This is a genomic window from Streptomyces sp. NBC_01198 (genome assembly GCF_036010485.1).
GTDB lineage: Bacteria > Actinomycetota > Actinomycetes > Streptomycetales > Streptomycetaceae > Actinacidiphila.
Genome location: NZ_CP108568.1, coordinates 965,876 through 987,067, shown reverse-complemented (window position 1 = coordinate 987,067; position 21,192 = coordinate 965,876). Strand labels below are relative to the sequence as shown.

Below are 21,192 nucleotides of genomic sequence, written 5' to 3'. Positions count from 1 at the left end.
GGGCATTCAACAGCAGACAACCATATGCGAAAGGTGGAGCAGGTGTCAGGTGAGAACGGCGCGTCGGTGACTGGTAAAGTCCTGGCCCTGCTGGATGTGTTCTCGCATGAGACTCCCGCGCTGACGCTCACGGAATTGTCGAGGCGGACAGGACTGTCGCTGCCCACTGTGCACCGCCGTGTCGCCGAACTCGTCGCCTGGGGGGCGCTCGAGCGCGGCCCAGACCGGCGGTACAGAGTGGGTTTGCGACTGTGGGAACTGGCGGCCCTCTCTCCGCGCGGCCACGGTATCCGGGATGTCGCCCTGCCGTTCATCCAGAATCTTTACGACCCGACGAAGCAGCAGCACATCCATCTTTCCGTGCGCAACCACCTCGACGTCGTCATTCTGGAGCGTCTCAGCACACCACGGGCCCCGGACGTCATCGGTCAGACCGGCGGACGCTTCGGCACCTTCGCCACCGGGGCCGGGCTGGTGTTGCTCGCCCACGCCTCCGAGGACGTGCGCGAGGAATACCTGAGCGGCCCGCTGCCGCGCTATACCGAGACCACCGTCACGGATGCCGGCCTCTACCGATCCACCCTGGCCGCGGTCCGCAGGCAGGGCTACTCCTCCAGCGACCGGATGATGGGCCCCGACATCCACTGCGTGGGCGCGCCGATCTACGGGCCTGACCACTCCGTGGTGGCGGCTGTTTCCATCTGCTTCCGCACCGGGACCCGATCCGTGCAGGAGGTCGCTCCTGCTGTCCGTGCGACCGCCCGCAGCATCTCCCGGGCTCTCGTCGACCCCGTCCCGCCGCCGAGCGGTCAATAGCGTCCCGGCCGGCGGGAGTCGGCCGGAGCAGCGCAAGGTCGACGGCGCCACCGACCGCGCCGCCGAAGCCGCGGCGCCGGGCGCGTCACTCGCGGGGGGTGCCGATGAAGACTCGGCGCCCCCCGCTCACCTTCGGACTGTTCACCACCCCCACGATGGCTTCGGCAGTCCGGGCGATGTCCGCTTCGTCGGCGGCCTGGTGCGCGAGAGCCGTGTCCACGCTGTCCACGAGACCGGGATGCCGCACGTCGTAAGCGGCGAACGTCTCGTCGTCGTCAGGATGGATCAGACTCGGGTGCCGGCCGATGCCGGCTGTGAGCGATCCGTACGTGACGGTGGAGACCTCGACGCCGAAGCCGGCCAACTCCCGCGCGTAACTCGCCGCCAAGTGGCCGATCACGGTGACGGCCTCCGAATGCAGCGCGAGATACGGAGTCGCATCGCCGCGGTGCAGGGAAGGCACCACCCAGATGAGCTGCCCGTCACGGCGCTCACGCATGGCAGGCAGTACGGCGCGGTTCACCCGCTGGCTGGAGAGCACGTGCGCGTCGTAGATCTGCCCGAGCTGGTAAGGGGTGAAGGATTCAACCGGTCCCCGCGGCACGGGCCCGAGAGCATGAACCACCGCGTCGATGCGGCCGGAACACCTCGTGACCTCGCCGATCGCGGCGGAGACCGAGCGCTGGTCGGCGGTGTCGAGCGCGAGGGGATGGAGGTGTGCGTCCTGTGAGAGCACCTGATCCCCCACCGCGGTGAGTTCACCGGGCAGCACGTCGCGGGCCGGCCCGAATCCGGCGTAGACGGTGTGACCGGCACTCGCCAACGCCAGGGCTGTCATCGCGCCGAGTCCGGTGGATGCCGCGGTGACAAGAACGATCTTCGACATCAGACTCCTCGGGACGGGGGCCCGCTCGGCCCGTGCGGGACGCGACTGACCATGTCGGCCAGTATCGGCGCGGGCCGTGTCCACCCGCCTACGTCGAATGACGGTCGTCTTGACTGTGCTTCCCGCCGCCTCGGTCAGGACGGTCCGGGAGCCGCATCCGCGATCCGATCCTCCTGAAGTGGTCGCGGGGCCGGTCCTTGCGCACACCCCGGGAGTTCGCTCGTGTGCGGGGTGGGACGAACGACTGCCGAGCGTCGGGCGACGCGGTGGTCGATCGACAGATGCAGCGCCGAGCGTGCCGGGGAATTCTGAGGTCGCGCCTTCGGCCTGGCCGGCTTTCCGCCGCCGCGAGAACCGTGGCGCCGGACTTCCAGGACAACGCCGGAATGAACAACCTCTTCAGAAGCGGAGTTTCCGCATGAGCGGCACGGACGACGACTCGGCGGGCACGATCGTGCTCATCCACGGCCGGTGGGTCACCCCACGAAGTTGGGAGGGCTGGAGACACCACTACGAGGCCCGCGGGTACCGGGTCATCACCCCGGCCTGGAACAGTTCCACTACGCCGTCACCAACACCCTCAGCGAGACCGAGTCGGCGGCCCACTACGAACGCTACGCCGCCCCGGGACCGGCCCGTGTCCTCTTCCAGGGAGCTTTCGCCAACTTCAACCCCAGGGCCGCCACCAGGATCAACTTCCGCAACCACCGGCGGGCCCCGCTCCTGTTCATCGCAGGTGGGGCGGACCACATCGTCCCTCCCAAGGTGAACAAGGCCAATTGGCACCTTTACCGGAAGTCGCCCGCCGTCACCGACTACCGGGAATTCGCGGGGCGCTCGCACTTCATCGTGGGCCAGAAGGGCTGGGAGGAAGTCGCCGACTACGCCCTGGACTGGGCGGAGGAGCACGCCACCGCCCGTGCGTGACCACGGCGCCGCCGCGGTCACGCTCCACACGGCCGCCTCCGCCCAGCGGCTCCCGGCCGGCCGCCGTACCCCGTAACGCCGTTCCGCGCCGGTGACGCGGAAGGCATCCACCCCACCGACGATCACCACACGACGAGTCATGGAGACAGACATGCCCAAGCCCCGCACCTTCCGCATCGCCGTACTAGGCGCGACCAGCGTCGCTTTGGCCGCCGGCGTGACCACGTGGGCGTCGGCCGCGCCGTCCCACGAGGGCAGTTCGGCCCCGAAGCCCACTGTCGTCCTCGTCAACGGAGCCTGGTCCGAGCCGGGCAGCTTCGACGGCGTGATCAAGAAGCTCCAGAACGACGGGTACCCGGTCGTCGCTCCGCCCACCGCCCTGCGCAGCCTGTCCGGTGACTCCGCCTACCTGAGCTCGTACCTCAAGACCATCGAGGGCCCCATCGTCCTGGTCGGCCAGTCCTACGGCGGATCCGTCATCACCGACGCGGCCGACGGCAACAGCAATGTCAAGGCGCTCGTCTACGTCTCGGCCTTCGCCCCCGACCAGGGTGAGAGCGCACAGGACCTGACCGCGAAGTTCCCCGGCACCCACATCACCGACGATCCCAGCGCGCCCCTCCCCACCGCCCTCAGCGCCGTCCCCTTCACCTCCGCCGACGGCACCACCGGCGTCGACCTCTACACCAAGCCCGATCACTACCGCGACCTCGTCCTGAGCAACCAGCTGGGCAAGAAGGAATCGGCCGCACTCGCCGCCGAGCAGCACCCCATCACCCTGCAGGCCCTTCAGGACCGCTCCGGGGACCCCGCCTGGAAGACCATTCCCTCGTGGTTCCTGGTGTCCAACGACGATCACCTCATCCCCGCGGCCACTGAACGCTTCATGGCCACCCGCGCCCACGGACACATCACCACCGCCAACACCCCGCATGCCGCGCAGGTCACCGACCCGGGCATCGTCACCGGCCTCATCGAGCAGGCCGCGCACGCGACCGACTGACCGCCCGGGCCGGTCGATCACGTCGCGCACGGAATGCCGTGTCGTCAGGGCCTGCCCTGGGATTCCCGCACGGCTGTACGCGGCACGCCACGGACCGCCGGCAAAAGGCCCGCGCGGAGCGACGGACAAGGTCCGATCTCTCCGCGCGGGCCCCACGCGGTGAGCCTACGGCGTTGCCTGCGCGACGGTCACTCGCTTCCCTGGACGGCGCTGATCACCACGTCGGTCACCGCGTCCGGGTTGGAGATCATCGACAGGTGCGGTGCGTTCACGCTGACGGTGTGCGAGCCGGCTCGGGCCGTCATGACCCTCTGTTCCGCCGGGGGAAGCACTCTGTCCGCCGTGCCGATCAGGGCCCAGGACGGAATGGTCTTCCAGGCGGGCTGACCCGACGGCTGGGTCAGAATGCTGGCGGCGAAAGGCCTCTGCCCCGCGGCCAGCACCGCGGACTTGTTGAGGGGGACGCCTGCGGCGAAGAAGCCGGGAAACAGATTCGGCTTCACAAACAGGTCCGCGTCCCCATTGCTGCCCGGAATGGGAACGGAGTTGAAGACCGTGCTGGGATCCGATACGGCCAGCACCGATCCGGGCTGGGCAGCGGTCAGCTGCCCCACCGTGTCACCCGTGTCGGGGATGTAGGCATCGACGTAGACGAGTGCCTTGATGTTCGAGAGGCCCGTCGCGGCGTTGGTGATGACGAACCCGCCGTAGGAGTGGCCGGCGAGCACCACAGGCCCGGTGAGGGTCTGCAGGAACGCCCGCAGGTTGGCCGTGTCCGTGGCGACCCCGCGGAGCGTGTCCGGGGGAGCCAGGACGGTGAACCCGCGCTTCTGCAGGCGCTCGGTGACCTCCGCCCAGCTGGAGGCGTCCGCCCAGGCGCCGTGCACCAGAACGATCGTGGGCGTGGGGGCGTGCGCCGGCCCGCCCTCGGGCGCCTGCCTGCCGCTGGCGAGTACGTGACTGCCGCTGACGGACGGATGACTGCCGTTTGCGGAGGCGCAGCTCGCCGCCGAGGTGATTGCTGCCGCTGTCGCCAGCACGATCAGACTGAGCCGTCGCCTGCGCTTCACGTGAGCCTCTCCTTCGTGGGATTCTTCTACTGAGCTCGGATTCCATATGCCCGGCGACAATTCGGATTTCTGAAACTGCTCCCGATCGACCATGGAGTACGTTTCGCAATTTCGGGGCGTGCCGATTCCAGCGGGCTGAACAGGCCGAGGAATCCTCGAATTTTTGCACGCTTGTGGACGTGAGTTTAGTTTGGAATTTCCGGGCCCGCCTGCCGGCCGAGGCATATGCGAGAGGGATCCACCGGGATGGAGCAGGCGGTCATCGATCGGCTCAACCTGATATGCGCTCCGCCGGTCCGCGCGCTAAGGATTTTCCCGTAACGAATGATCTGAGGTGATCTCGCGGGGGCCGCTCCGATCACGGCGCCGGAGCCGTCGCTGCGCCGTGGCTGCCGTACGCTGCGACCGTAACGCTACCCGTGGGAGGCGGTCACCCTGATCACGCTCGACCTGCATCCGATCTTCCGCAACAATCGCGATCTCGACGTCGCGCTGCGTCAGGCGCTTTTCAGGGCTGCTGCCACCGGGGTCGACGTGCTGCAGGTCATCCCGGGGAAGGGGACGGGCGCGCTCAGGCAGCGGGTGTTGACCACGCTGGCGCAGACGCATCTGAAGAAGCTCTACGCCCGGGTCGAGGTCGACCCGGCCAATCCCGGGCGGATCCTGGTCCACCTGCGCTGATCATGGGCGCACTCCCGGGTCCTGCGCCGCACCGGCGGCCGCCGATCGCCGGTCCGCCCGCACGCGGAAGGGCGAAGGCTCCGCGCGGAGCCTTCGCCCCTGGGAGCGGAGGTCAGGCGGATTCGGTGGGAAGGCCGGCCTCGACCCAGTCCTCGATGCCCTCGCGGTACTTGCGGACGTTGGTGTAGCCGAGGCCGGTGAGCCGGTCGGCGACCTGTCCGCTGTTGGGGCACGCGGGGTTGGTGCAGTAGGTGACGATCGCGGCGTCGCGGTCGGGGGAGCACGGTGGATGCCTGGGCGTCGACGTCGGCCAGGACCAGCGCCACAGCGCCGGGCAGGTGCTGCTGGGCGTAGAACTCGCCGCCGAGCGCGTCGACAAGGGTCACTGTGCCGTCCTTGACTGCTGCTTCCAGCTCGTCGCGGGTGATGAGTGCGGTCATGTCGTACCTCCAAGGGAATCGGACTACAGTCCTCTTATGGCTCACCACGGTAACGGACCGCGGTCCGGTTCGGCAATCCCGCTGGAACTTCTGCAGGCGCCGCCGCCGAAGGAGCGCGCCGACGCGGCCCGCAACCGGGTCGCGGTGCTGGAGGCGGCCGCCAGGCTGTTCGCCGAACACGGCGTCGAGGCGGTGTCCATGGACCAGGTGGCCGCAGCCGCCGGCGTCGGCAAGGGCACCCTGTTCCGCCGGTTCGGCGACAAGTCGGGCCTGGCCGCCGCGCTGTTGGACGCCCGCGAGCGCGTGCTGCAGGAGGCCGTCCTGCACGGGCCGCCCCCGCTCGGCCCCGGGGCTCCGGCCGACGAGCGCCTGGCGGCGTTCCTCAACGCCTACTTCGACTACCTGCTGGAACACCTGGCGCTGGTCCGGATGTCCGAGACCGCCAGCCCCGGAGCCCGCTACCGGATCGGGGCCTACCGGTTCTGGCACCGACATGTGGCGATCCTGCTCGCCACCGCACCGGACCCCGACCACACCGCCCACGCCCTGCTCGCCGCCGTGGCAGCAGACCACGTCGCCGCACTCCTGCCGGAACTCGGCGAAGACCGCATGCGCACCGGCCTGCTCCACCTCGCCCGCCGGTCGGCGCGATGACGCCATCGTGGGGGATGGGCATCGGACACCTTCGCTGAAGACGCCCTCGGTGGACCGATGACTTTCCGCGCGCGGGTCCGTCTACCGATGTGACAGCACACCGAAGTCGAGACCAGGAGACGAGACATGGGCACTGACCAGACCACCGCGGCCGACGGCTTTCCCTACACGCTGACCCGCACGCTGGACGCCCCCGCGGCAGCGGTGTGGCGGGCGTGGACGACCCCCGAGCAGTACACCCAGTGGGCCTACGCCGCCGCCGGCTCCGTCGAGATGGACGTACGGCCGGGCGGTGCGTGGAAGGCCACGATGGTCACACCCGACGGTGACCGGTTCCCGCTGACCGGCTCCTACCTCGAGGTCACCGAGAACCGGCACCTGGTGGTCGGCATGGACGTACCCGGCAAGCCCGACCCCTCGGTCATGACCGTCGAACTCGACGAGCACGACGGCCACTCCATGCAGATCGTGCTCCGCCAGACCTGCGACAGCGCCGAGGAACGCGACATGGCCGAGCAGGGCAGCACCATGCTCCTGGACAGCCTGACGGCGTTCCTGTCCGGGAAGGCGGGGGACTGACCCTCTCGGAACCCGCCGGCGAGCCGTGAATCCCGTGGGGGAGCGGCGTTCCGGTCACCCGGTCGGCCCGGAGCCCCCGGCGGGGGACTGGCGGGTGCCCGTGTCCGCGGAGAGCCTGATGGCATCGAGGAGGCGGTGCAGCCGCAGGCCTGCATCGAAGTCGGGGGAGCTGTGTGCGCCGGTGCGGAGGTCAAGGGCAAGCCGGCGGTACGTCTGGGCCACGTTGAACGCCTCGTTCGCCGGGCTGATCCCCGGGGCCAAGCGGTATCGGTCGGGGATGGGCAGCTCCCGGTAGCTGCCGTCCGAGTCGTTCGTGCCGAGCAGCCGCAGCTGAGCGATCTGGATGCCCGCCGGGCCACCTGCTCCGGTGGAGACGATGGACAGATCTCCCTCGGTGCCGGAGATCTCCAGCCGGGTCCCGGCGTCGGTGGCCTTGCCGTCGTGGATGTGGGCTGACACGACTGCGCCGCTGGTGAGGGTCGCGTTGAGGAGCAGGTGGTCCGGGCTGGTCGCCTGGACCGCGGCACCGGTCTCGGCGATGGTGTAGACGCGGCGCCGCACGGCCAAGGTGGCCGAGAGGTCGCTGATGCCGCCGAGCACGTACTGCAGGGCGTCGAGCGTGTGGCCGCCCGCGACCTCGAGTGTCCCGGCGCCGTTGTCGCGATCGAGGGTGTACGCCGCCCAGGCGGGGATCCGGTCGCCCGTGGCCTTGCCGCGGGTGGCGTGGACGGTCGCCGAGGTGACGCGTCCGACGTGACCGTCGGCGACCAGGTCGCGGGCGTAGGCGATCGCGGGGGCGTAACGCGCCTGCAGCCCGATCACGTGGTGCACGCCCGCGCCATGTGCCGACTCCGTGAGGGCGTCGGCCTCCCGGGTGGTTCGGGCCAGCGGCCACTCGCAGTAGACGTCCTTTCCTGCTGCCAGCGCCGCCCCGACCAGCTCGGCGTGCGCGGGAACCTTCACGGTGATGACGACCAGGTCCACCTCGGGGTGCTCCGCCAGTCGCCTTGCGTCGGTGAAGGCGTGTGCGGCACCGAACGTGCCCGCTGCCGCACGGGCGCTCTCGGGGCGACTGGTGCCGACCGCGGTGATGTCGTACTCCGGCAGCGCCGTCAACGCCGGCAGGTGTGCGCGGGCGGCCCAGCCCCGGTCCGGGTTCGCTCCGACGACGCCGACCCGGATCTTCTGCGGTTCCATCCCCGGACTCCCCTCGGTAAACGGACACCTGTTGTCCGTTTGATGTTCTCCCGACCCTAGCTAACCGGACAAGATTGGTCCAGTTACCGGTAGGATCGGCGCATGGACCAATCCCGCAGCGCGGTGGACCGCCTGCTCGTCGACGCGTCAGGACGTCGCCCGCGCGCCGACGCCCGGCGCAACGTCGAGCGTCTGGTGGAGGCGGCCCGCATCGCGGTCGCCGAGGTCGGCGTCGGCGTCTCCGCGCACGAGATCGCGCGCCGGGCTGGCGTCGGCGTCGGCACCTTCTACCGGCGGATCCCCGCCCTTGACGTCCTGCTGACGGCAGTGCTCGACGAGATCCTCGACGAGATCATGGACCTGGCCGACCAGGCGCTGGAGGACCAGGATCCCTGGAACGGGTTCCGCGGATTCGCGGGAGCCTATGTGCGCCTCCGGGCAGAGAGCTGCGGCGTCAGCGAGGCACTCGGCGGCGCCTGCGAAGAGGCGCTGGCCCAGCGCCTGGAGGACCTGCGCGGCCGGATCCGGTGCCTCGTGGAACGTGCCCGAGCAAGCCGCGCCATACGCAGCGACGTCACCTGGCAGGACGTCGCCTTCCTGCTCGCCGCCGCTGCGACCGGTGAGCGCACCCTGGGCGTGCAAGCGGGCGCACAGCAGTGGGAGCGCAACCTCCAGGTCATCCTCGACGGACTGCGCCCGACCCGGCCGGCCGCTCCCGCAGGCTGACCCCGTCGCCTACCTCGCATCCGACCGGGCCCAGTGGGTCACCGGCGTAGGCCTGACCGTCGACGGCGGTGAACTCGAAGCCAGAGCGGTTGCAGGACGGGCGACGGGACTGGCGACCGGACCCGGGGGCCCGCAGTGATCAGGGGCCGCCGCGAACAGGCAGTACGCAGTACATGGTTGGCAAGTGGTTGACCCAGAGGGAAGAACGGAGGATGTGAGCGCCATCGGGATCGCCCGGGCGGATGTCTTGCGCCCGGGTACCGCAGGACATCGATAGGGAGGTGGTCTCCGGTCAAGCAATCGCGATCCCCGCACACGCCGCCATCCCCTTTGCGGCAGTGCGGACACAGCAGGCCGGCGCAGTAGTAGGGCCGGTAGATGGTGTTGCAGTTCCTTCGGGGCCTTGGCGCCGACACGGCGCCAAGGCCCCTCCACGCGTTCCACACACGGCGCACTGCCGCACCCGTGACGAATTGCGCGACCTCGTCGCCGGCCAGCGGTCGCCCACCGGGTGAGGAGCAGTCATCCGATCGTACGACACGCTTGGCAAGGGAAACACCTCACGGAGTGCTTCCGGCTCGACATAAGCACCCTTCTCCTAGCTGAACGCCCGCACAGGTGGGAACTCATAACCATTCGGTGTGTTCCTCTCGAACGCACTCATTCAGACGACTCTGCGGCAGGCGTCATCGGCGATAAAAGCCGAACTTCGGAGTTCGTGTTCTGTTCCTCGGGGCGTCGGGCGGGGCAGGTTTCGTTACGGACCGCAAAATTCCGCATTGCGCGCCCCCTATGTTTCGGTGCCAGACCGCACCCGAAGCGTCGGAGGTGAGCTGCCGCCATACCCCATCTGAGCAGCCACTCTACGCGCATGGCCGGATGCCGGATGAGCGACCGTGCGGCACCGTCGGCCATGATGGAGCCGTGTCCGCGTCCCGCCAAGAAGCGGTGACGGCCTCGATCTTCCCTTGATCTTCCCTCCGTGACCTGGCAAAGTGCCTTTCACGGTGACGGGCAACGTTCACCGAAAGTCGGCCGAATAGCCCCGGGGTGACTGCGGGGATGGTGGCCCTGGCCGCCTTCTTCTCCGCACCGGGAATGGCTGCGTTTCTCCCGGCCCAGTGGGTCGGCGGAACAGGCCGGTTCGTCCGCCACACGAAAAGAAAGAGGGAGAAATCATGACGATCACTGTCCGCAAGGTAGAGCCCATCAAGTCGACCGGTCTCAAGGACGGCTCCTGCTGACTCGGCGGAACCGTCGCACGGGGCGGGTCGGGACCCGAGGGTGTGTCTCCTCGGTCCCGGCCCCCTCGGCCGTAGAGGGGGCACGGCCCCTCTGAACGTGGAGGGGGAACGATGACGGAACTGGTGCGGCTCAAGGACGTCGCATGGGAACGCTATGACGACCTGCTGCTGGTCGTGCACGACCCGAGCAAGCAGATCGAACTCGCCGACCCGGACGGCCACGCGGAGAGAATGCTCACCGCCCTGTCGGCCGGACCGCAGAGCCCCGCCGACCTGCGGCAGCGGCTGGCCGCGGACGGAGTGGACGTGACGCTGCAGGAGGTCCGCGACGCACTGGACGTCCTCGACTCGCTCGCCCTGCTCAGGAGCGGCGACGGACGGACCGCCGACGCCGTGGCCGACGACGGCCGCTATCGCAGCAACCTCGCCTTCTTCGACCTCTTCTCGACCCGGGCCCAGCCCCCGGCCGCCACGCAGCGGGACCTCATCGACGCACACGTGCTCCAACTCGGGGTCGGCGGCGTCGGATCGAACGTGCTCCAGCACCTCGCCGGACTCGGTGTCGGGCGGCTGACGGTGCTGGACTTCGATCTCGTCGAGCCTGGCAACTTCGCGCGCCAATACGCCTTCAGGCACCAGGACGTCGGCCGGTCGAAGGTACGCCGGGCCGCGGAATGGGTCCGCGAGTTCGACCCGCGGATCAGGGTCGACGCGGTGGAGTTGAGGGTGACCGGGCCGCAGGACATCGCCCCGCTGCTGACCGGGGTCAGCGCGGTCTCCGGCATGATCGACCAGCCGGACGGCGTGAACCACTGGGTGAACGAGGCGTGCGTGGCGGCCGGCGTGCCCTGGGTCAGGGCGGGAGTCAGCGGCAGCCGGCTCAGTTACTTCTCGGTCGATCCCGGCCGCAGCGCCTGCTACGCCTGCTACCGGCGGCCGGCGGACGGCGTCACCGGCCCCGAAGCGGTGGCCGGCCGGCTCAACGCCCGGGCGGCGGACGCGATGCCCAACACCGCCATCGGGCCGGTGGCGGGCCTGCTCGCCGGCTACGCGGCCTTCGAACTGCTCCGCTACCTCACCGGTTACGAGCCCCCGCACGTCGCGGGCGCCCACTTCTTCCTGGACGCCACCGACCACCTCGCCCCGCACCGCGAAGCGTGGGACGCCGACCCCGACTGCCGGGTGTGCGCCCTGGCCCCCAGCAGAGGCCTCCTCGCCGGGACCGCGCGATGAGCACCCCGGCCACCGAGGACCGGACCGTACGGCTGCGCCCGCTCACGGTGGTCGAGGACGGCGAGGACTCCTTCGTCGTCGGCGACTCCGAGTCGGGCACGTTCATCAACGTGCCCGCGGTGGGTGCTCTCGTCATCCGCGAACTCCAGGGCGGGGCGACCGTGGCGGAGGCCACCGGTGTGGCCGAGGCGTACGCGGGCGAACCGGTCGACGTGCCCGCGTTCCTCGACGCCCTGAGCGAGGTGGGGTTCCTGGCCGAGGAGACCGCCGGCAGCTCCGGAGGCCCTGAGGGTTCTGAGGGCCCCGGCGACGGACCCCCGGCGGACCGGCCGGTGCCGCACCGTACCGCGCCCATCCAGCAGCGCCGCTGGCTGATCCGGCCGGACCGCCGGTGGGTCTCGGCGCTCTTCTCGCCCGCGGCCTGGGCGGTCTACGCCGCCGCCGCTGTCTTCAGCGCCTGCTGCCTGGCCCTGCGGCCATCCCTCTTCCCCAGCCCGCATGACGCCTTCGTGACCGGCGCCCCCGGCCCCGGCATGCTGCTGCTCATTCCGCTCACCTACGGCATGACCGCGCTGCACGAATACTGGCACTGGCTGGCTGCCCGCGCGGCCGGGCTCGGCGCCCGTTTCGGCGTCGACCGCCGGCTGGTGTTCCTGGTGTTCGAGACGGACCTGTCCCAGTTGTGGACGCTCCCGCGCAGGAAGCGCTACGGTCCTCAACTCGCCGGACTGGCCATCGAATCCGTCATCCTCGCGGCCCTGCTGGTCTTCCGGCTGTGCGCCGCGGGACACCCCGGGATCCCGCGGCCGGCCGACCACCTGGCGGCGGCGCTGGTGATGGCCACCGTCATGACCTGCGTCTGGCAGTGCCTCATCTTCCTGCGCACCGATCTCTACAGCGTCCTGCTCACCTGGACCGGTTGCTACAACCTCTGGGAAACCCAGCGGCTGCTGCTGCGCCGCGCGTTCGGCCGGCTCTCGCCCGAGCAGGCCGAACGGCTGGCCGCCGCACACCCCCGGGACCTCAGCGTCGGCCGCTGGTTCCGCTGGCTCTACCTCGGCGGGCTTCCGCTGGCGATCTGGTTCTACGCCCACTTCACCGGCCGCATCATGCTCACCACCGGCGAGTGGGCGGCGCACGGACTCGCGACCGACCCGTTGCGGCTGCGTTTCTGGACCACTCTGGTCACGGCGGGGCTCCTGTTCGTCTCGCCGATCCTGGTCGCAGTGACCTGGTGCCTCACCTGGCTCCGCCGCCGCACCTCCACCCCCGCGTGAGGCGCGGGATCAAGGGGCCCCAGGTTCGGATCCCGCCGTCCGGGCGGCGCCCCGGTGGAGAATGGTGCCCTCATCCAACGGCCGGAGCATCCGGCTGCGTGGCGACCCGCGGAGTCGGCCGGCCCGAAGGCCGTGGCAGGAACGTGGAGAGGAAGTCCAACGGTGGCCATCTGCTTCGAGTTGGTAGTGAATTTCGGCGACAACCTCGAAGCGGCACAGGGTGCCGCTCTCACCGACCCCAGCCCGCGGGTGCTGCGCGCGGGCACCCGTCAAGTCCCGCTCCATCGGCCGATACTCCGCACCACGGGCCCGTACATCGAGCTCTCCGTCCTGCCGGTGGCCGTCGGACGGCGCGTCGCCCCCGACGGCAGCCTGCCCCCGTTACGGCTCACCCCAGCCGAGCTCACCGAGCTCGGACACCAGCTGTACGCGCTGCTTGCGAAGTTCGACGGGTACGTCGCCGCGCGGGTCGGCTGGGATCCGGAACCGCTGCTGGATCCCGATGAACTCAGGGCTGAGTGGTCGGAGGAGCTTGCCGACGGCAGCCTCCACGGGCTTGTCCTCTGCGAACAGCTGCACCGTGAGCTCGGCCTCGGCGACCTCTACGTTCCGTTTCGCCCCGGATATCGCCGGCTGCCGTATCGAGGCGAGAAGCCGAGCAGCCTCACGGTCGACTGACGACGCCGGGTGGTCGAACCCGACAGCCGGCTGGATCGTGGAGCCGAGTGGTCCGCGGGCTGCTGGCCGCCAGGGTCCGGATCAACGAAGAGGTGCCGCACGCCCGGCTGTGGCTGCGCCGGCTCGCCAGGTTCCACGGCTGCGCAGGTCGCTGTCCGTCAAGCGCCGAGATCGTCGGCGAGGGCGGTGAGGGTCCGTCCGAGCGGCAGATCGAGCCGAAGTGCGGCGAGTGCGTCCCCCCGGGTGGGGCCCTGGTTGACGATCGCCACCGGAGTGCCCTGGCGGGCCGCGCGCCGGGCGAAGCGCAGCCCGGACATCACGGTGAGGGAGGAGCCCAGGACCAGGAGCGCCAGAGACGTGTCGACCAGGTCGTAGCACCGCTGGACGCGCTCGGCGGGCACGTTCTCCCCGAAGAAGACCACGTCGGGCTTGAGCGTTCCAACGCGGCATGCCTCGCAGGCCACGATGTGGAACTCCGCGACACGGTCGGGCGGGAGTTCGGCGTCCCCGTCCGCCTTGGTGGCGGCCGCGATGTCGCGGAAGCCGGGATTGGCGCGCGCCAGGCGTTCGTCCAGCCGCGTACGGTCGCTGTGGTCACCGCAGTCGAGGCACACCACGCGGTCGAGCCTGCCGTGCAGGTCGATCGTCTCAGCGGCTCCGGCGGCGCTGTGCAGGCCGTCGACATTCTGGGTGATCACCCCGGAGACGAGGCCCGAGTGCACCAGACGTGTCACTGCCAGGTGACCGGCATTGGGCCGGGCCTGTGCGACGGCCCGCCAGCCCAGATGGCTGCGAGCCCAGTACCGGCGCCGGTTCGCCTCGGCGGCGGTGAAATCCTGGAAGGTCATCGGCACGGACGGCCGCCGGCGACCGGTGACTCCGCGGTAGTCCGGGATACCCGATTCCGTGGACAGACCCGCCCCGCTGAGGACGAGCACCGGGCCCCGTCCGGCCAGGAACCGGACCAGGGCTTCGGCGCCGCCTTCCCGGCTGTCTGCGGCGCCGCCTGCCGTGCGAGGGGTTCGGCCGGCCGGACCGGTCGCGGTACCGATATCCATCACAGAAGCCTACGCCCACAGCCTGTATCGCTACCTCGGTCACCCGTGGGCAGCGTTGACATTCCGAGCCTGGCAGGCATGACCCGCTGATCCCACGGCGGGTCTCGGCACTGACTTTTTAGTGAAAAAAACCGGCCAATGAGCAGTCCAGATGCCGGCTGCCGCAATATCGCGGATTCATGCCCATATCGCCAGGTCATCGCCCCTGGAAGCGCCATTGCGTGCCTATTTGTCCAGTCGGTCCGACAGGGAGTTTCAGCCATCTCGCGGCAGCGCCGTTTTTCACTAAAGATTGACTAGCCCTCGATCGGGCGTGAAAGATGCACGCTCGTGACCACCCGTCACATCGGCGTTTCGCGGGGGGACCCGGGTGACCGCCACGACGGGAGGGCGCGGTCTGCCCGGGATCCGGGTGGGTCTCACGTGCTCATTCTCCTTGGGGGGAGAACCGTGTTCCATACGCATGCCCCGCGGCGCACACTCGGCATCGCCGTCATACTCCTCGGCACCCTTGCCGTCACCGCACCCGCTTTCGCCGCTCCCGGCGCCGGCACACCCTCGGCGTCCTCCGTCGCCGCCCGGGACAAGGGAGGTGCCGGCCAGGGCGCGTCTGTCGCTGTCGCACCGAACACCGCCGGTCCGCAGATCACCCGGAGCCAGGTGCTGGCGCGGGCGCAAACCTGGGTCGGCATCGGGCTCGACTACAACCAGGGGAGCACCTACCAGGGCTACCGCACCGACTGCTCGGGCTACGCGTCCATGGCCTGGCACCTCGGCACCCCCGGACTCGACACCACCAGCTTCGTCCCCAGCGGCGTCGCCTCCTGGATCGGCAAGAACGACCTCAAGCCCGGCGACGCCCTGCTCAACGACTCCGCCGGCAACAGCGGCCATATCGCCATCTTCGGCGGCTGGACCGACTCGTCGCACACCTCCTACGACGGCTACGAGTTCACCGGCAGCGGCGTCCACCACCGCACCATCCCGTATCCGTACTTCAGCGGCTACGGCACTTTCAAGCCGGTCCGCAACAACAGCGTGGTCGACGACGTCGTCGACCCCGGGCCGGACAACGTCGGGATCTACCGCCCCTCGGAGCACACCTTCTATCTGCGGATGGACGACGGCAGCACCAAGACGATCGGCTGGGGAACGGTCGGCGACCTCCCCGTAGCGGGGGACTGGGACGGCGGGCCGGACAACGTCGGGATCTACCGCCCGTCGGAGCACACCTTCTACCTGCGGATGGACGACGGCAGCACCAAGAAGATCGGCTGGGGCACCACGGGCGATCTGCCGGTGTCGGCGAACTGGGACGGCGGCACCGCGGACAACGTCGGGATCTACCGCCCCTCGGAGCACACCTTCTATCTGCGGATGGACGACGGCAGCACCAAGACGATCGGCTGGGGAACGGTCGGCGACCTCCCCGTAGCGGGCAACTGGGACGGCGGTAGTGCGGGCAACGTCGGGATCTACCGCCCGTCCGAGCACACCTTCTACCTGCGGATGGACGACGGCAGCACCAAGACCGTCGGCTGGGGCACCACAGGGGATCTGCCGGTGTCTGCGGACTGGGATGACGCGGGGCCGGACAACGTCGGGATCTACCGCCAGTCCGACCACACCTTCTATCTGCGGATGGACGACGGCAGCACCAAGACCGTCGGCTGGGGGACGGTCGGCGACCTCCCCGTGACCGCGAACTGGGACGCCCGCTCCTGACACCGCGTCCGGTGGCGCGGCGCGGTTCCGCCGGGCCGCGCCACCGGACCGTCCGCCCTCCCCAGCCGACCCGGAAGCGAGCCGCACCCCGTGAACCGCAGCCTGCGCCGTCCCCGCGCCCTTGCCCTGTCCGCCGTCACGACCCTCGCCGTCACGTTGCTGGCCGCAGCCCCGGCCGCGCGGGCGGACAACGGCCCCGACCTCTCCGACCCGGCCGTCGTCCCGGCCGTGGCGGACTACTCGTGCGGGACCGTGCTGAGTTCCGACCAGACGGTCGCGAACCGGCTCAACAGCGTCCTGACCGGGACTCTCGACGGCTACATGACCGCCTACCGGGTCTCCTGTGCCCGAGCCATCGTCAACGCCGCCCGCGCCCGGGGCCTCCCGGAGCGTGCCGCCGTCATCGCCGTGACGACCTCCATCGTCGAGACGACCCTCCGCAACAACCCCAACACCGAGGACCTCGACAGCGTGGGTCTGTTCCAACAGCGTTCCAGCTGGGGGACGTTCGACCAGCGGATGAACCCGACCTGGTCGACCAACGCCTTCCTCAGCTCGATGCTCGGCGTCCAGGACTGGCAGACCCGTCCGATCGGCGACGTCTGCCAGGCGGTCCAGAGATCCGCCTACCCGGACCGCTACCAACTCCAGGCCGCCGACGGCCAGCGCATCGCGGACGCCCTGTTCGACCCGGTCGTCGACCGCGGGCCGGACAACGTCGGGATCTACCGCCCCTCGGAGCACACGTTCTACTTGCGGATGGATGACGGCGGTACGAAGACGATCGGCTGGGGTACTACGGGGGACCTGCCTGTTTCGGGGAACTGGGACGGCGGTAGTGCGGACAACGTGGGGATCTACCGCCCGTCCGGGCACACGTTCTATCTGCGGATGGATGACGGCGGTACGAAGACGATCGGTTGGGGTACTACGGGGGACCTGCCTGTTTCGGGGAACTGGGACGGCGGTAGTGCGGACAACGTGGGGATCTACCGCCCGTCGGAGCACACGTTCTACTTGCGGATGGATGACGGCGGTACGAAGACGATCGGTTGGGGCACCACCGGCGACCTGCCTGTTTCGGGGAACTGGGACGGCGGTAACGCGGGCAACGTCGGGATCTACCGCCCGTCCGAGCACACCTTCTATCTGCGGATGGACGACGGCAGCACCAGGAAGGTCGGCTGGGGCACCACCGGGGACCTCCCGGTGTCGGCGAACTGGGACGACGCGGGGCCGGACAACGTCGGGATCTACCGCCCGTCGGACCACACCTTCTATCTGCGGATGGACGACGGCAGCACCAAGACCGTCGGCTGGGGGACGGTCGGCGACCTCCCCGTCACGGCGAACTGGGACGGTCGCGGCTGACCCGCGGTCCCGGTGCCACGGTCCCGTGCGGGGGCACCGGGACCGCGCCGCCCCCAGGGTCGTCCGCAGCGCCGGGCGCCGAATCGCGCCCGGCGTTGAGCAGCTCGGCGGCGCGGACCACCGCAGGCCGGTCGAGAACCACGGCCACCTGCTCGAACCAGCGGGTCTCCGCCTCAAGGTCCACTGCGTCGTGCACCTCGGGTCGCCCCCCGAGCACCCCCTCGTGGCCGGCCAGCCGCGCGGCGACCGCGTACCGCACCAGGACCGCCTCGACGACGTGCGCGGGCACCGGCCCCTCGAACCCCGCCGTCCGCAGGGCGGCCTCGGCCGCCGCCGGATGCCCGGCGTCGAGATGCGGTTCGACGGCAAGGGCGCTGTCGCGTATCTCGATCACAAGACGGTACAGACGCAGGCGGGGGTTGCTGCGGCGCAGTTCCGCGGGGAGCGCCAGTGCCACCTCGGGCGTCGCGCTCTGGAGGAGGCGCCACAGCGGAGCGATACCGCGGGCCTTCCGCACGTCCGCCCGTTTCTGCTGGTGTTCCGCGAACGCGGGCCAGACGACGGCGAGCGCCACAAACAGCAGGGTCAGCGCGAGCAGGGTCTGCGTGGTCACGGCGACCGACGTCGGCAAGGGGAAGGACCCGTGGGCGTAGCGCACGGTCAGGTAGGCGAACCGGTGGGCGAGGTACGTCGCGCCGAGCACCGTGGCGGCCCGCATCAGCCACAGTGAGGTACGCACCGGCCCGCGCGGCACGGACCGCCCGTGGACCCAGCAGATCCGCGCGGCCGCGGCGAGCCCGAGGGCCAGATACCCGGTCAGCATCGCCCAGTACGTGTAGCCGGCCGCGGTGTCCTGGCTGTACGTCAGCAGGGCGACGTCGCCGTCCGGCCGTGGCATCACCGCGAAGGCGGTGGTCAGCGCGGCCGAGGCGAGCAGCAGCCCGGCGGCGTTCCCACGTGACACGCGCCCGTGCGCGCGTCCCGTCATCTCCCGCACGAACTCCACGATGCCCGCCGTGCCGGCCAGCGACAGCAGGTGCACGAACAGGTTGGTGACGCTGTCGACGCCGACGAAGCGGTCCACGATCCGCCGAACGTCCGCCGTGCCCACGGTCACACCCAGTGCCCAGCACGTCCACACCGCCGCGAGGATCCGGGCACTGCGCGGCGCGGACGGCCGGCGGCTCCAGCCGTAGAGGGCCAGTGACCACAGCACCGGGAGCAGCACCATCTCATAGAGCCTCATACGGCCTCCTCCACTCGTAGGCGTCGGCGAAGGTGCACATCACGAGGGAGAGGACGTCGCCGACCGTGCCGGAGGCATCGGGCCGGGCGGTGGGGGAGCTGTTGAAACGCTGCCAGATCAGGCACGCGAGCAGTTCGGCCTCCTGCTCCCTGACCGTGTCCGCCCCCGTGCCGCTGCGGGCCAGCAGACGCGCGACCATCGCGGGGTCCAGGTCCGGGAACAGCTGCTCGAGACCAGCGGGATCGGGCTCGTCGGTACGACGGTGGCCCAGCAGGATGTGTGCCAGTTCGTGGAGGACGATGTGCCTCTGGTGGACCGCGCTCGTGACCACCGAGTAGTAGACGTGGTCGGCGTCCGCGCAGGCGATCCACGCACCGCAGATGCCCGACCCCTCCGTATCGGCCCTCGGCAGCGGGATCAGCCGCAGCGGCCGCCCGCGTCTCCTGGACACAGCCTCCGCCAGGCGCTCGACCGTGAACGGCTGCGCTACGGCGAGTTGGCTGATCAGATCGTCACAACGCGCCTCGAACCGGCGCCACTCCCCGCCCTGCATTTGCCCCCCGGCATCATCACGGCTTGCAAGCGCCGCTGGTGCCGGCGCCCCCCGAGGGGAGTGTAGAACCCGTGGGGCAGATGGTGTGGCTGTACGACATGACGACTGGTGGTGTGATCAGTTCGCTAGTCCGGCGGCCCGGCTTCCTGCGCGGCGTCGGCCGGCGGACCCTCCGCCCCCGGTTCCGGCACCCCGCTGCGCTCCACCAGGGAACGCACCGTGTCCAGCCCGTGCGCGGACATCGTCGCCACGGCCGCCGCCCGCAGCGCGACCGACCGTACGTCGTGGGCGCGCATCGCCGCGATCAGCGCGAGTTGCGCGGCGACCCGGTCGGCCACCTCGTCGTCGATGAAGTACGCCTGGGGCACCCCGAAGAAGTCGCCGAGCGCGCGCAGCGTCCCGACCGTGGGATTCCCGGCCCGCCCCCTGAGCAGCGCCCACAACCGTCCGACGGAGATCTTGGAATGACCGGGCCGCGCCGAGTCGCGGATCCCGTCCACCACTTCCTGGAGTGTGTACCGCCGCCCCAGCGGCTGCACATACGTGAACAGGAACTCGATCCGCTTTCCCAGGCGGTCCGCTTCCGGATCCCCTGGCACCACCTGCTCGTCCTCTCCGCCCGCGTCGACCTGCCCGCTCACAACCATCATCTCCCGCCCGTCGCCGATCACGCCCGCCTATCATCCCCTGCGGATTCCACTTGGATCGGCCCTGCGAGGGGCGCAGCGAAGGACAGGCGGCGCAGACGCGGGTCAGGTGCGGCAGCCAGGTCGCGTGCGGCCGCCGCCTGCCGGGGGGCGCCGCGATCCCGGTCCCGCAGGCCGGAGAGCCCCGCCGGACGTCGGCACGTGCGGAGCCGGCGGGCCGTCCGGTCCCTGGCAACTGCCGGAGTCCGTCGAGGCGGCGTGGTGCAGCGTGCGGATCGCGGGGATGACGAGCAGCGCCACGCAGCCCGCCAGGCAGGTGCCCGCCGAGACCAGCAGCAGTCGCTCCGGGGCGGCCAGCGCGAGGGCCGGCCCCGCAAGGATCTGGCCGAGCGCGATACCGGAGACCGAGCCGGCCATCTCGTACGCGGTGACCCGGTTGAGCACCGCCAGCGGGGAGCGGGTCTGCACGCCGGTGGCCCACATCACCGACCAGAACGCCAGGGCGCCGCCGCCGAGGACGCGGCCCGCCAGCAGCGTCGGCAGTCCGGCGTCCAGCGCCACGCAGAGCGGCAGCGCGGTGAACAGCACCATCGCCCCCGCGCCGGCGGCCAGTGGCCGGCTCGGGCGGAGCCGGAGCGCCAGCAGGCCGCCGAGTACCGTTCCTGCCCCGAGGCACGAGACCGCGAGACCGTAGGTGTCCGGGCCGAACCGGGCGCCGATCAGCGCCGAGCCGAGCGGTACCAGCGGGCCGAAGAGCAGCACGCCGCCGCACCGCGAGGGCTGCCAGCTGCAGTACGCCGAACTGCCCACCTCCGGACCGGTCGCCGACTCGCCGGCCCCGCTGCTCGACTGGCTGGCCGGGCGCTTGGACCAGCCGGTCGGCGTCGCCGAGATGGCAGCGCGCGCCCAGGTCTCGGCCCGCACGCTCACCCGGCGCTTCACCGAGCAGTTGGGCATCAGCCCCGGCCGCTGGCTGCTCGACCGGCGCATCGCCGCCACCCGGGCACTGCTGGAGGAGACCGGCCTGCCCGTGGAGACCATCGCGCACCGGGTCGGCCCGTCCTCGGCCGATAACCTGCGCCGGCGCTTCCGCGAGGCCCTGCGCACCACTCCCGCCGCCTACCGGCGTACCTTCCGCGTGGACAAAGCCGGGTAGCGGGCCCACGGAAGCTGCCGACCGC

General features: G+C 70.4%; 22 protein-coding genes. 13 read left to right on the top strand and 9 right to left on the bottom strand.

From position 1 onward, the window contains the following. Positions 1–42: 42 nt before the first annotated feature. On the top strand, positions 43–816 hold the full coding sequence (locus OG702_RS04455) for an IclR family transcriptional regulator (protein ID WP_327287563.1): 774 nt from the start codon (positions 43–45) through the stop codon (positions 814–816). Positions 817–901: 85 nt separating this feature from the next. Here the strand turns inward: OG702_RS04455 and OG702_RS04450 are convergent, their stop codons facing one another. Further along, on the bottom strand, positions 902–1,702 hold the full coding sequence (locus OG702_RS04450) for an SDR family NAD(P)-dependent oxidoreductase (protein WP_327287562.1): 801 nt from the start codon (positions 1,700–1,702) through the stop codon (positions 902–904). Positions 1,703–2,173: 471 nt separating this feature from the next. Between OG702_RS04450 and OG702_RS04445 the strand changes: the two genes are divergently transcribed. Both OG702_RS04445 and OG702_RS04440 read left to right on the top strand, forming a co-directional pair. Then, the gene (locus tag OG702_RS04445; RefSeq protein WP_327287561.1) at positions 2,174–2,629 is read left to right on the top strand and encodes a hypothetical protein; all 456 of its coding nucleotides are present in this window, start codon (positions 2,174–2,176) and stop codon (positions 2,627–2,629) included. Positions 2,630–2,780: 151 nt separating this feature from the next. Next, positions 2,781–3,632, top strand: a complete 852-nt coding sequence (locus OG702_RS04440; RefSeq protein ID WP_327287560.1) for an alpha/beta hydrolase — start codon at positions 2,781–2,783, stop codon at positions 3,630–3,632. 188 nt (positions 3,633–3,820) lie between these two features. Here the strand turns inward: OG702_RS04440 and OG702_RS04435 are convergent, their stop codons facing one another. Then, a complete protein-coding gene (locus tag OG702_RS04435; protein WP_327287559.1) occupies positions 3,821–4,795 on the bottom strand; it encodes an alpha/beta fold hydrolase in 975 nt (324 codons plus the stop codon). A gap of 342 nt (positions 4,796–5,137) precedes the next feature. Between OG702_RS04435 and OG702_RS04430 the strand changes: the two genes are divergently transcribed. Further along, positions 5,138–5,383, top strand: coding sequence for a Smr/MutS family protein (locus tag OG702_RS04430; protein ID WP_327293079.1), 246 nt, complete (start codon positions 5,138–5,140; stop codon positions 5,381–5,383). A 112-nt stretch (positions 5,384–5,495) separates the two neighbouring features. On the opposite strand, the gene OG702_RS04425 is transcribed toward OG702_RS04430, so the two are convergent. Beyond that, positions 5,496–5,762 (bottom strand): rhodanese-like domain-containing protein, encoded by a 267-nt coding sequence (locus OG702_RS04425; RefSeq protein WP_327287558.1) that lies wholly within the window; start codon positions 5,760–5,762, stop codon positions 5,496–5,498. 97 nt (positions 5,763–5,859) lie between these two features. Between OG702_RS04425 and OG702_RS04420 the strand changes: the two genes are divergently transcribed. Continuing rightward, a complete protein-coding gene (locus tag OG702_RS04420) occupies positions 5,860–6,477 on the top strand; it encodes a TetR/AcrR family transcriptional regulator (RefSeq protein ID WP_327287557.1) in 618 nt (205 codons plus the stop codon). A gap of 126 nt (positions 6,478–6,603) precedes the next feature. Next, positions 6,604–7,056 (top strand): SRPBCC family protein, encoded by a 453-nt coding sequence (locus tag OG702_RS04415; protein WP_327287556.1) that lies wholly within the window; start codon positions 6,604–6,606, stop codon positions 7,054–7,056. Positions 7,057–7,110: 54 nt separating this feature from the next. Here OG702_RS04415 and OG702_RS04410 read toward each other — a convergent pair whose 3' ends face one another. After that, complete coding sequence (locus OG702_RS04410; protein ID WP_327287555.1) at positions 7,111–8,253, bottom strand: Gfo/Idh/MocA family protein; 1,143 nt, start codon at positions 8,251–8,253, stop codon at positions 7,111–7,113. Positions 8,254–8,355: 102 nt separating this feature from the next. Between OG702_RS04410 and OG702_RS04405 the strand changes: the two genes are divergently transcribed. The 4 genes from OG702_RS04405 to OG702_RS04390 all read left to right on the top strand — a co-directional run bounded on the left by OG702_RS04405 (position 8,356) and on the right by OG702_RS04390 (position 13,411). Beyond that, positions 8,356–8,979: a TetR/AcrR family transcriptional regulator gene (locus OG702_RS04405; RefSeq protein ID WP_327287554.1), complete on the top strand. Its 624-nt coding sequence runs from the start codon at positions 8,356–8,358 to the stop codon at positions 8,977–8,979. 1,355 nt (positions 8,980–10,334) lie between these two features. After that, positions 10,335–11,456 carry a HesA/MoeB/ThiF family protein gene (locus tag OG702_RS04400; RefSeq protein ID WP_327287553.1) on the top strand — a complete coding sequence of 374 codons (1,122 nt, stop codon included), beginning with the start codon at positions 10,335–10,337 and terminating at the stop codon, positions 11,454–11,456. Further along, complete coding sequence (locus tag OG702_RS04395) at positions 11,453–12,733, top strand: PqqD family protein (RefSeq protein ID WP_327287552.1); 1,281 nt, start codon at positions 11,453–11,455, stop codon at positions 12,731–12,733. The genes OG702_RS04400 and OG702_RS04395 overlap by 4 nt, the downstream gene beginning before the upstream one ends. A gap of 162 nt (positions 12,734–12,895) precedes the next feature. Beyond that, the gene (locus tag OG702_RS04390) at positions 12,896–13,411 is read left to right on the top strand and encodes a hypothetical protein (protein ID WP_327287551.1); all 516 of its coding nucleotides are present in this window, start codon (positions 12,896–12,898) and stop codon (positions 13,409–13,411) included. 158 nt (positions 13,412–13,569) lie between these two features. Here the strand turns inward: OG702_RS04390 and OG702_RS04385 are convergent, their stop codons facing one another. After that, positions 13,570–14,469: an NAD-dependent protein deacetylase gene (locus OG702_RS04385; protein ID WP_327287550.1), complete on the bottom strand. Its 900-nt coding sequence runs from the start codon at positions 14,467–14,469 to the stop codon at positions 13,570–13,572. A gap of 450 nt (positions 14,470–14,919) precedes the next feature. On the opposite strand from OG702_RS04385, the gene OG702_RS04380 reads away from it, so the two are divergent. Further along, positions 14,920–16,194: a hypothetical protein gene (locus OG702_RS04380; RefSeq protein WP_327287549.1), complete on the top strand. Its 1,275-nt coding sequence runs from the start codon at positions 14,920–14,922 to the stop codon at positions 16,192–16,194. Between the two features lie 90 nt (positions 16,195–16,284). Beyond that, on the top strand, positions 16,285–17,565 hold the full coding sequence (locus tag OG702_RS04375; RefSeq protein WP_327287548.1) for a hypothetical protein: 1,281 nt from the start codon (positions 16,285–16,287) through the stop codon (positions 17,563–17,565). Here OG702_RS04375 and OG702_RS04370 read toward each other — a convergent pair. The 4 genes from OG702_RS04370 to OG702_RS04355 form a co-directional block, all read right to left on the bottom strand. Next, positions 17,537–18,811 carry an MAB_1171c family putative transporter gene (locus OG702_RS04370; protein ID WP_327287547.1) on the bottom strand — a complete coding sequence of 425 codons (1,275 nt, stop codon included), beginning with the start codon at positions 18,809–18,811 and terminating at the stop codon, positions 17,537–17,539. The two genes, OG702_RS04375 and OG702_RS04370, sit on opposite strands and share 29 nt — an antisense overlap. Continuing rightward, the gene (locus tag OG702_RS04365; RefSeq protein ID WP_327287546.1) at positions 18,798–19,262 is read right to left on the bottom strand and encodes a hypothetical protein; all 465 of its coding nucleotides are present in this window, start codon (positions 19,260–19,262) and stop codon (positions 18,798–18,800) included. The genes OG702_RS04370 and OG702_RS04365 overlap by 14 nt, the downstream gene beginning before the upstream one ends. 227 nt (positions 19,263–19,489) lie before the next feature. Beyond that, positions 19,490–20,035, bottom strand: coding sequence for a hypothetical protein (locus tag OG702_RS04360; RefSeq protein ID WP_327287545.1), 546 nt, complete (start codon positions 20,033–20,035; stop codon positions 19,490–19,492). An 81-nt stretch (positions 20,036–20,116) separates the two neighbouring features. Continuing rightward, positions 20,117–20,773 carry a hypothetical protein gene (locus OG702_RS04355; protein WP_327287544.1) on the bottom strand — a complete coding sequence of 219 codons (657 nt, stop codon included), beginning with the start codon at positions 20,771–20,773 and terminating at the stop codon, positions 20,117–20,119. Here OG702_RS04355 and OG702_RS04350 point away from each other — a divergent pair. Then, a complete protein-coding gene (locus tag OG702_RS04350) occupies positions 20,706–21,167 on the top strand; it encodes a helix-turn-helix domain-containing protein (protein ID WP_442814294.1) in 462 nt (153 codons plus the stop codon). The genes OG702_RS04355 and OG702_RS04350 overlap by 68 nt on opposite strands. Positions 21,168–21,192 lie beyond the last annotated feature (25 nt).

What these genes read in the sequence shown, in the direction of transcription:
- OG702_RS04450 (WP_327287562.1), bottom strand. Translation starts at nt 1,702, where the DNA reads ATGTCGAAGATCGTTCTTGTCACCGCGGCATCCACCGGACTCGGCGCG.
- OG702_RS04440 (WP_327287560.1), top strand. Translation starts at nt 2,781, where the DNA reads ATGCCCAAGCCCCGCACCTTCCGCATCGCCGTACTAGGCGCGACCAGC.
- OG702_RS04435 (WP_327287559.1), bottom strand. Translation starts at nt 4,795, where the DNA reads ATGGTCGATCGGGAGCAGTTTCAGAAATCCGAATTGTCGCCGGGCATA.
- OG702_RS04420 (WP_327287557.1), top strand. Translation starts at nt 5,860, where the DNA reads ATGGCTCACCACGGTAACGGACCGCGGTCCGGTTCGGCAATCCCGCTG.
- OG702_RS04415 (WP_327287556.1), top strand. Translation starts at nt 6,604, where the DNA reads ATGGGCACTGACCAGACCACCGCGGCCGACGGCTTTCCCTACACGCTG.
- OG702_RS04410 (WP_327287555.1), bottom strand. Translation starts at nt 8,253, where the DNA reads ATGGAACCGCAGAAGATCCGGGTCGGCGTCGTCGGAGCGAACCCGGAC.
- OG702_RS04405 (WP_327287554.1), top strand. Translation starts at nt 8,356, where the DNA reads ATGGACCAATCCCGCAGCGCGGTGGACCGCCTGCTCGTCGACGCGTCA.
- OG702_RS04400 (WP_327287553.1), top strand. Translation starts at nt 10,335, where the DNA reads ATGACGGAACTGGTGCGGCTCAAGGACGTCGCATGGGAACGCTATGAC.
- OG702_RS04395 (WP_327287552.1), top strand. Translation starts at nt 11,453, where the DNA reads ATGAGCACCCCGGCCACCGAGGACCGGACCGTACGGCTGCGCCCGCTC.
- OG702_RS04385 (WP_327287550.1), bottom strand. Translation starts at nt 14,469, where the DNA reads ATGGATATCGGTACCGCGACCGGTCCGGCCGGCCGAACCCCTCGCACG.
- OG702_RS04370 (WP_327287547.1), bottom strand. Translation starts at nt 18,811, where the DNA reads ATGAGGCTCTATGAGATGGTGCTGCTCCCGGTGCTGTGGTCACTGGCC.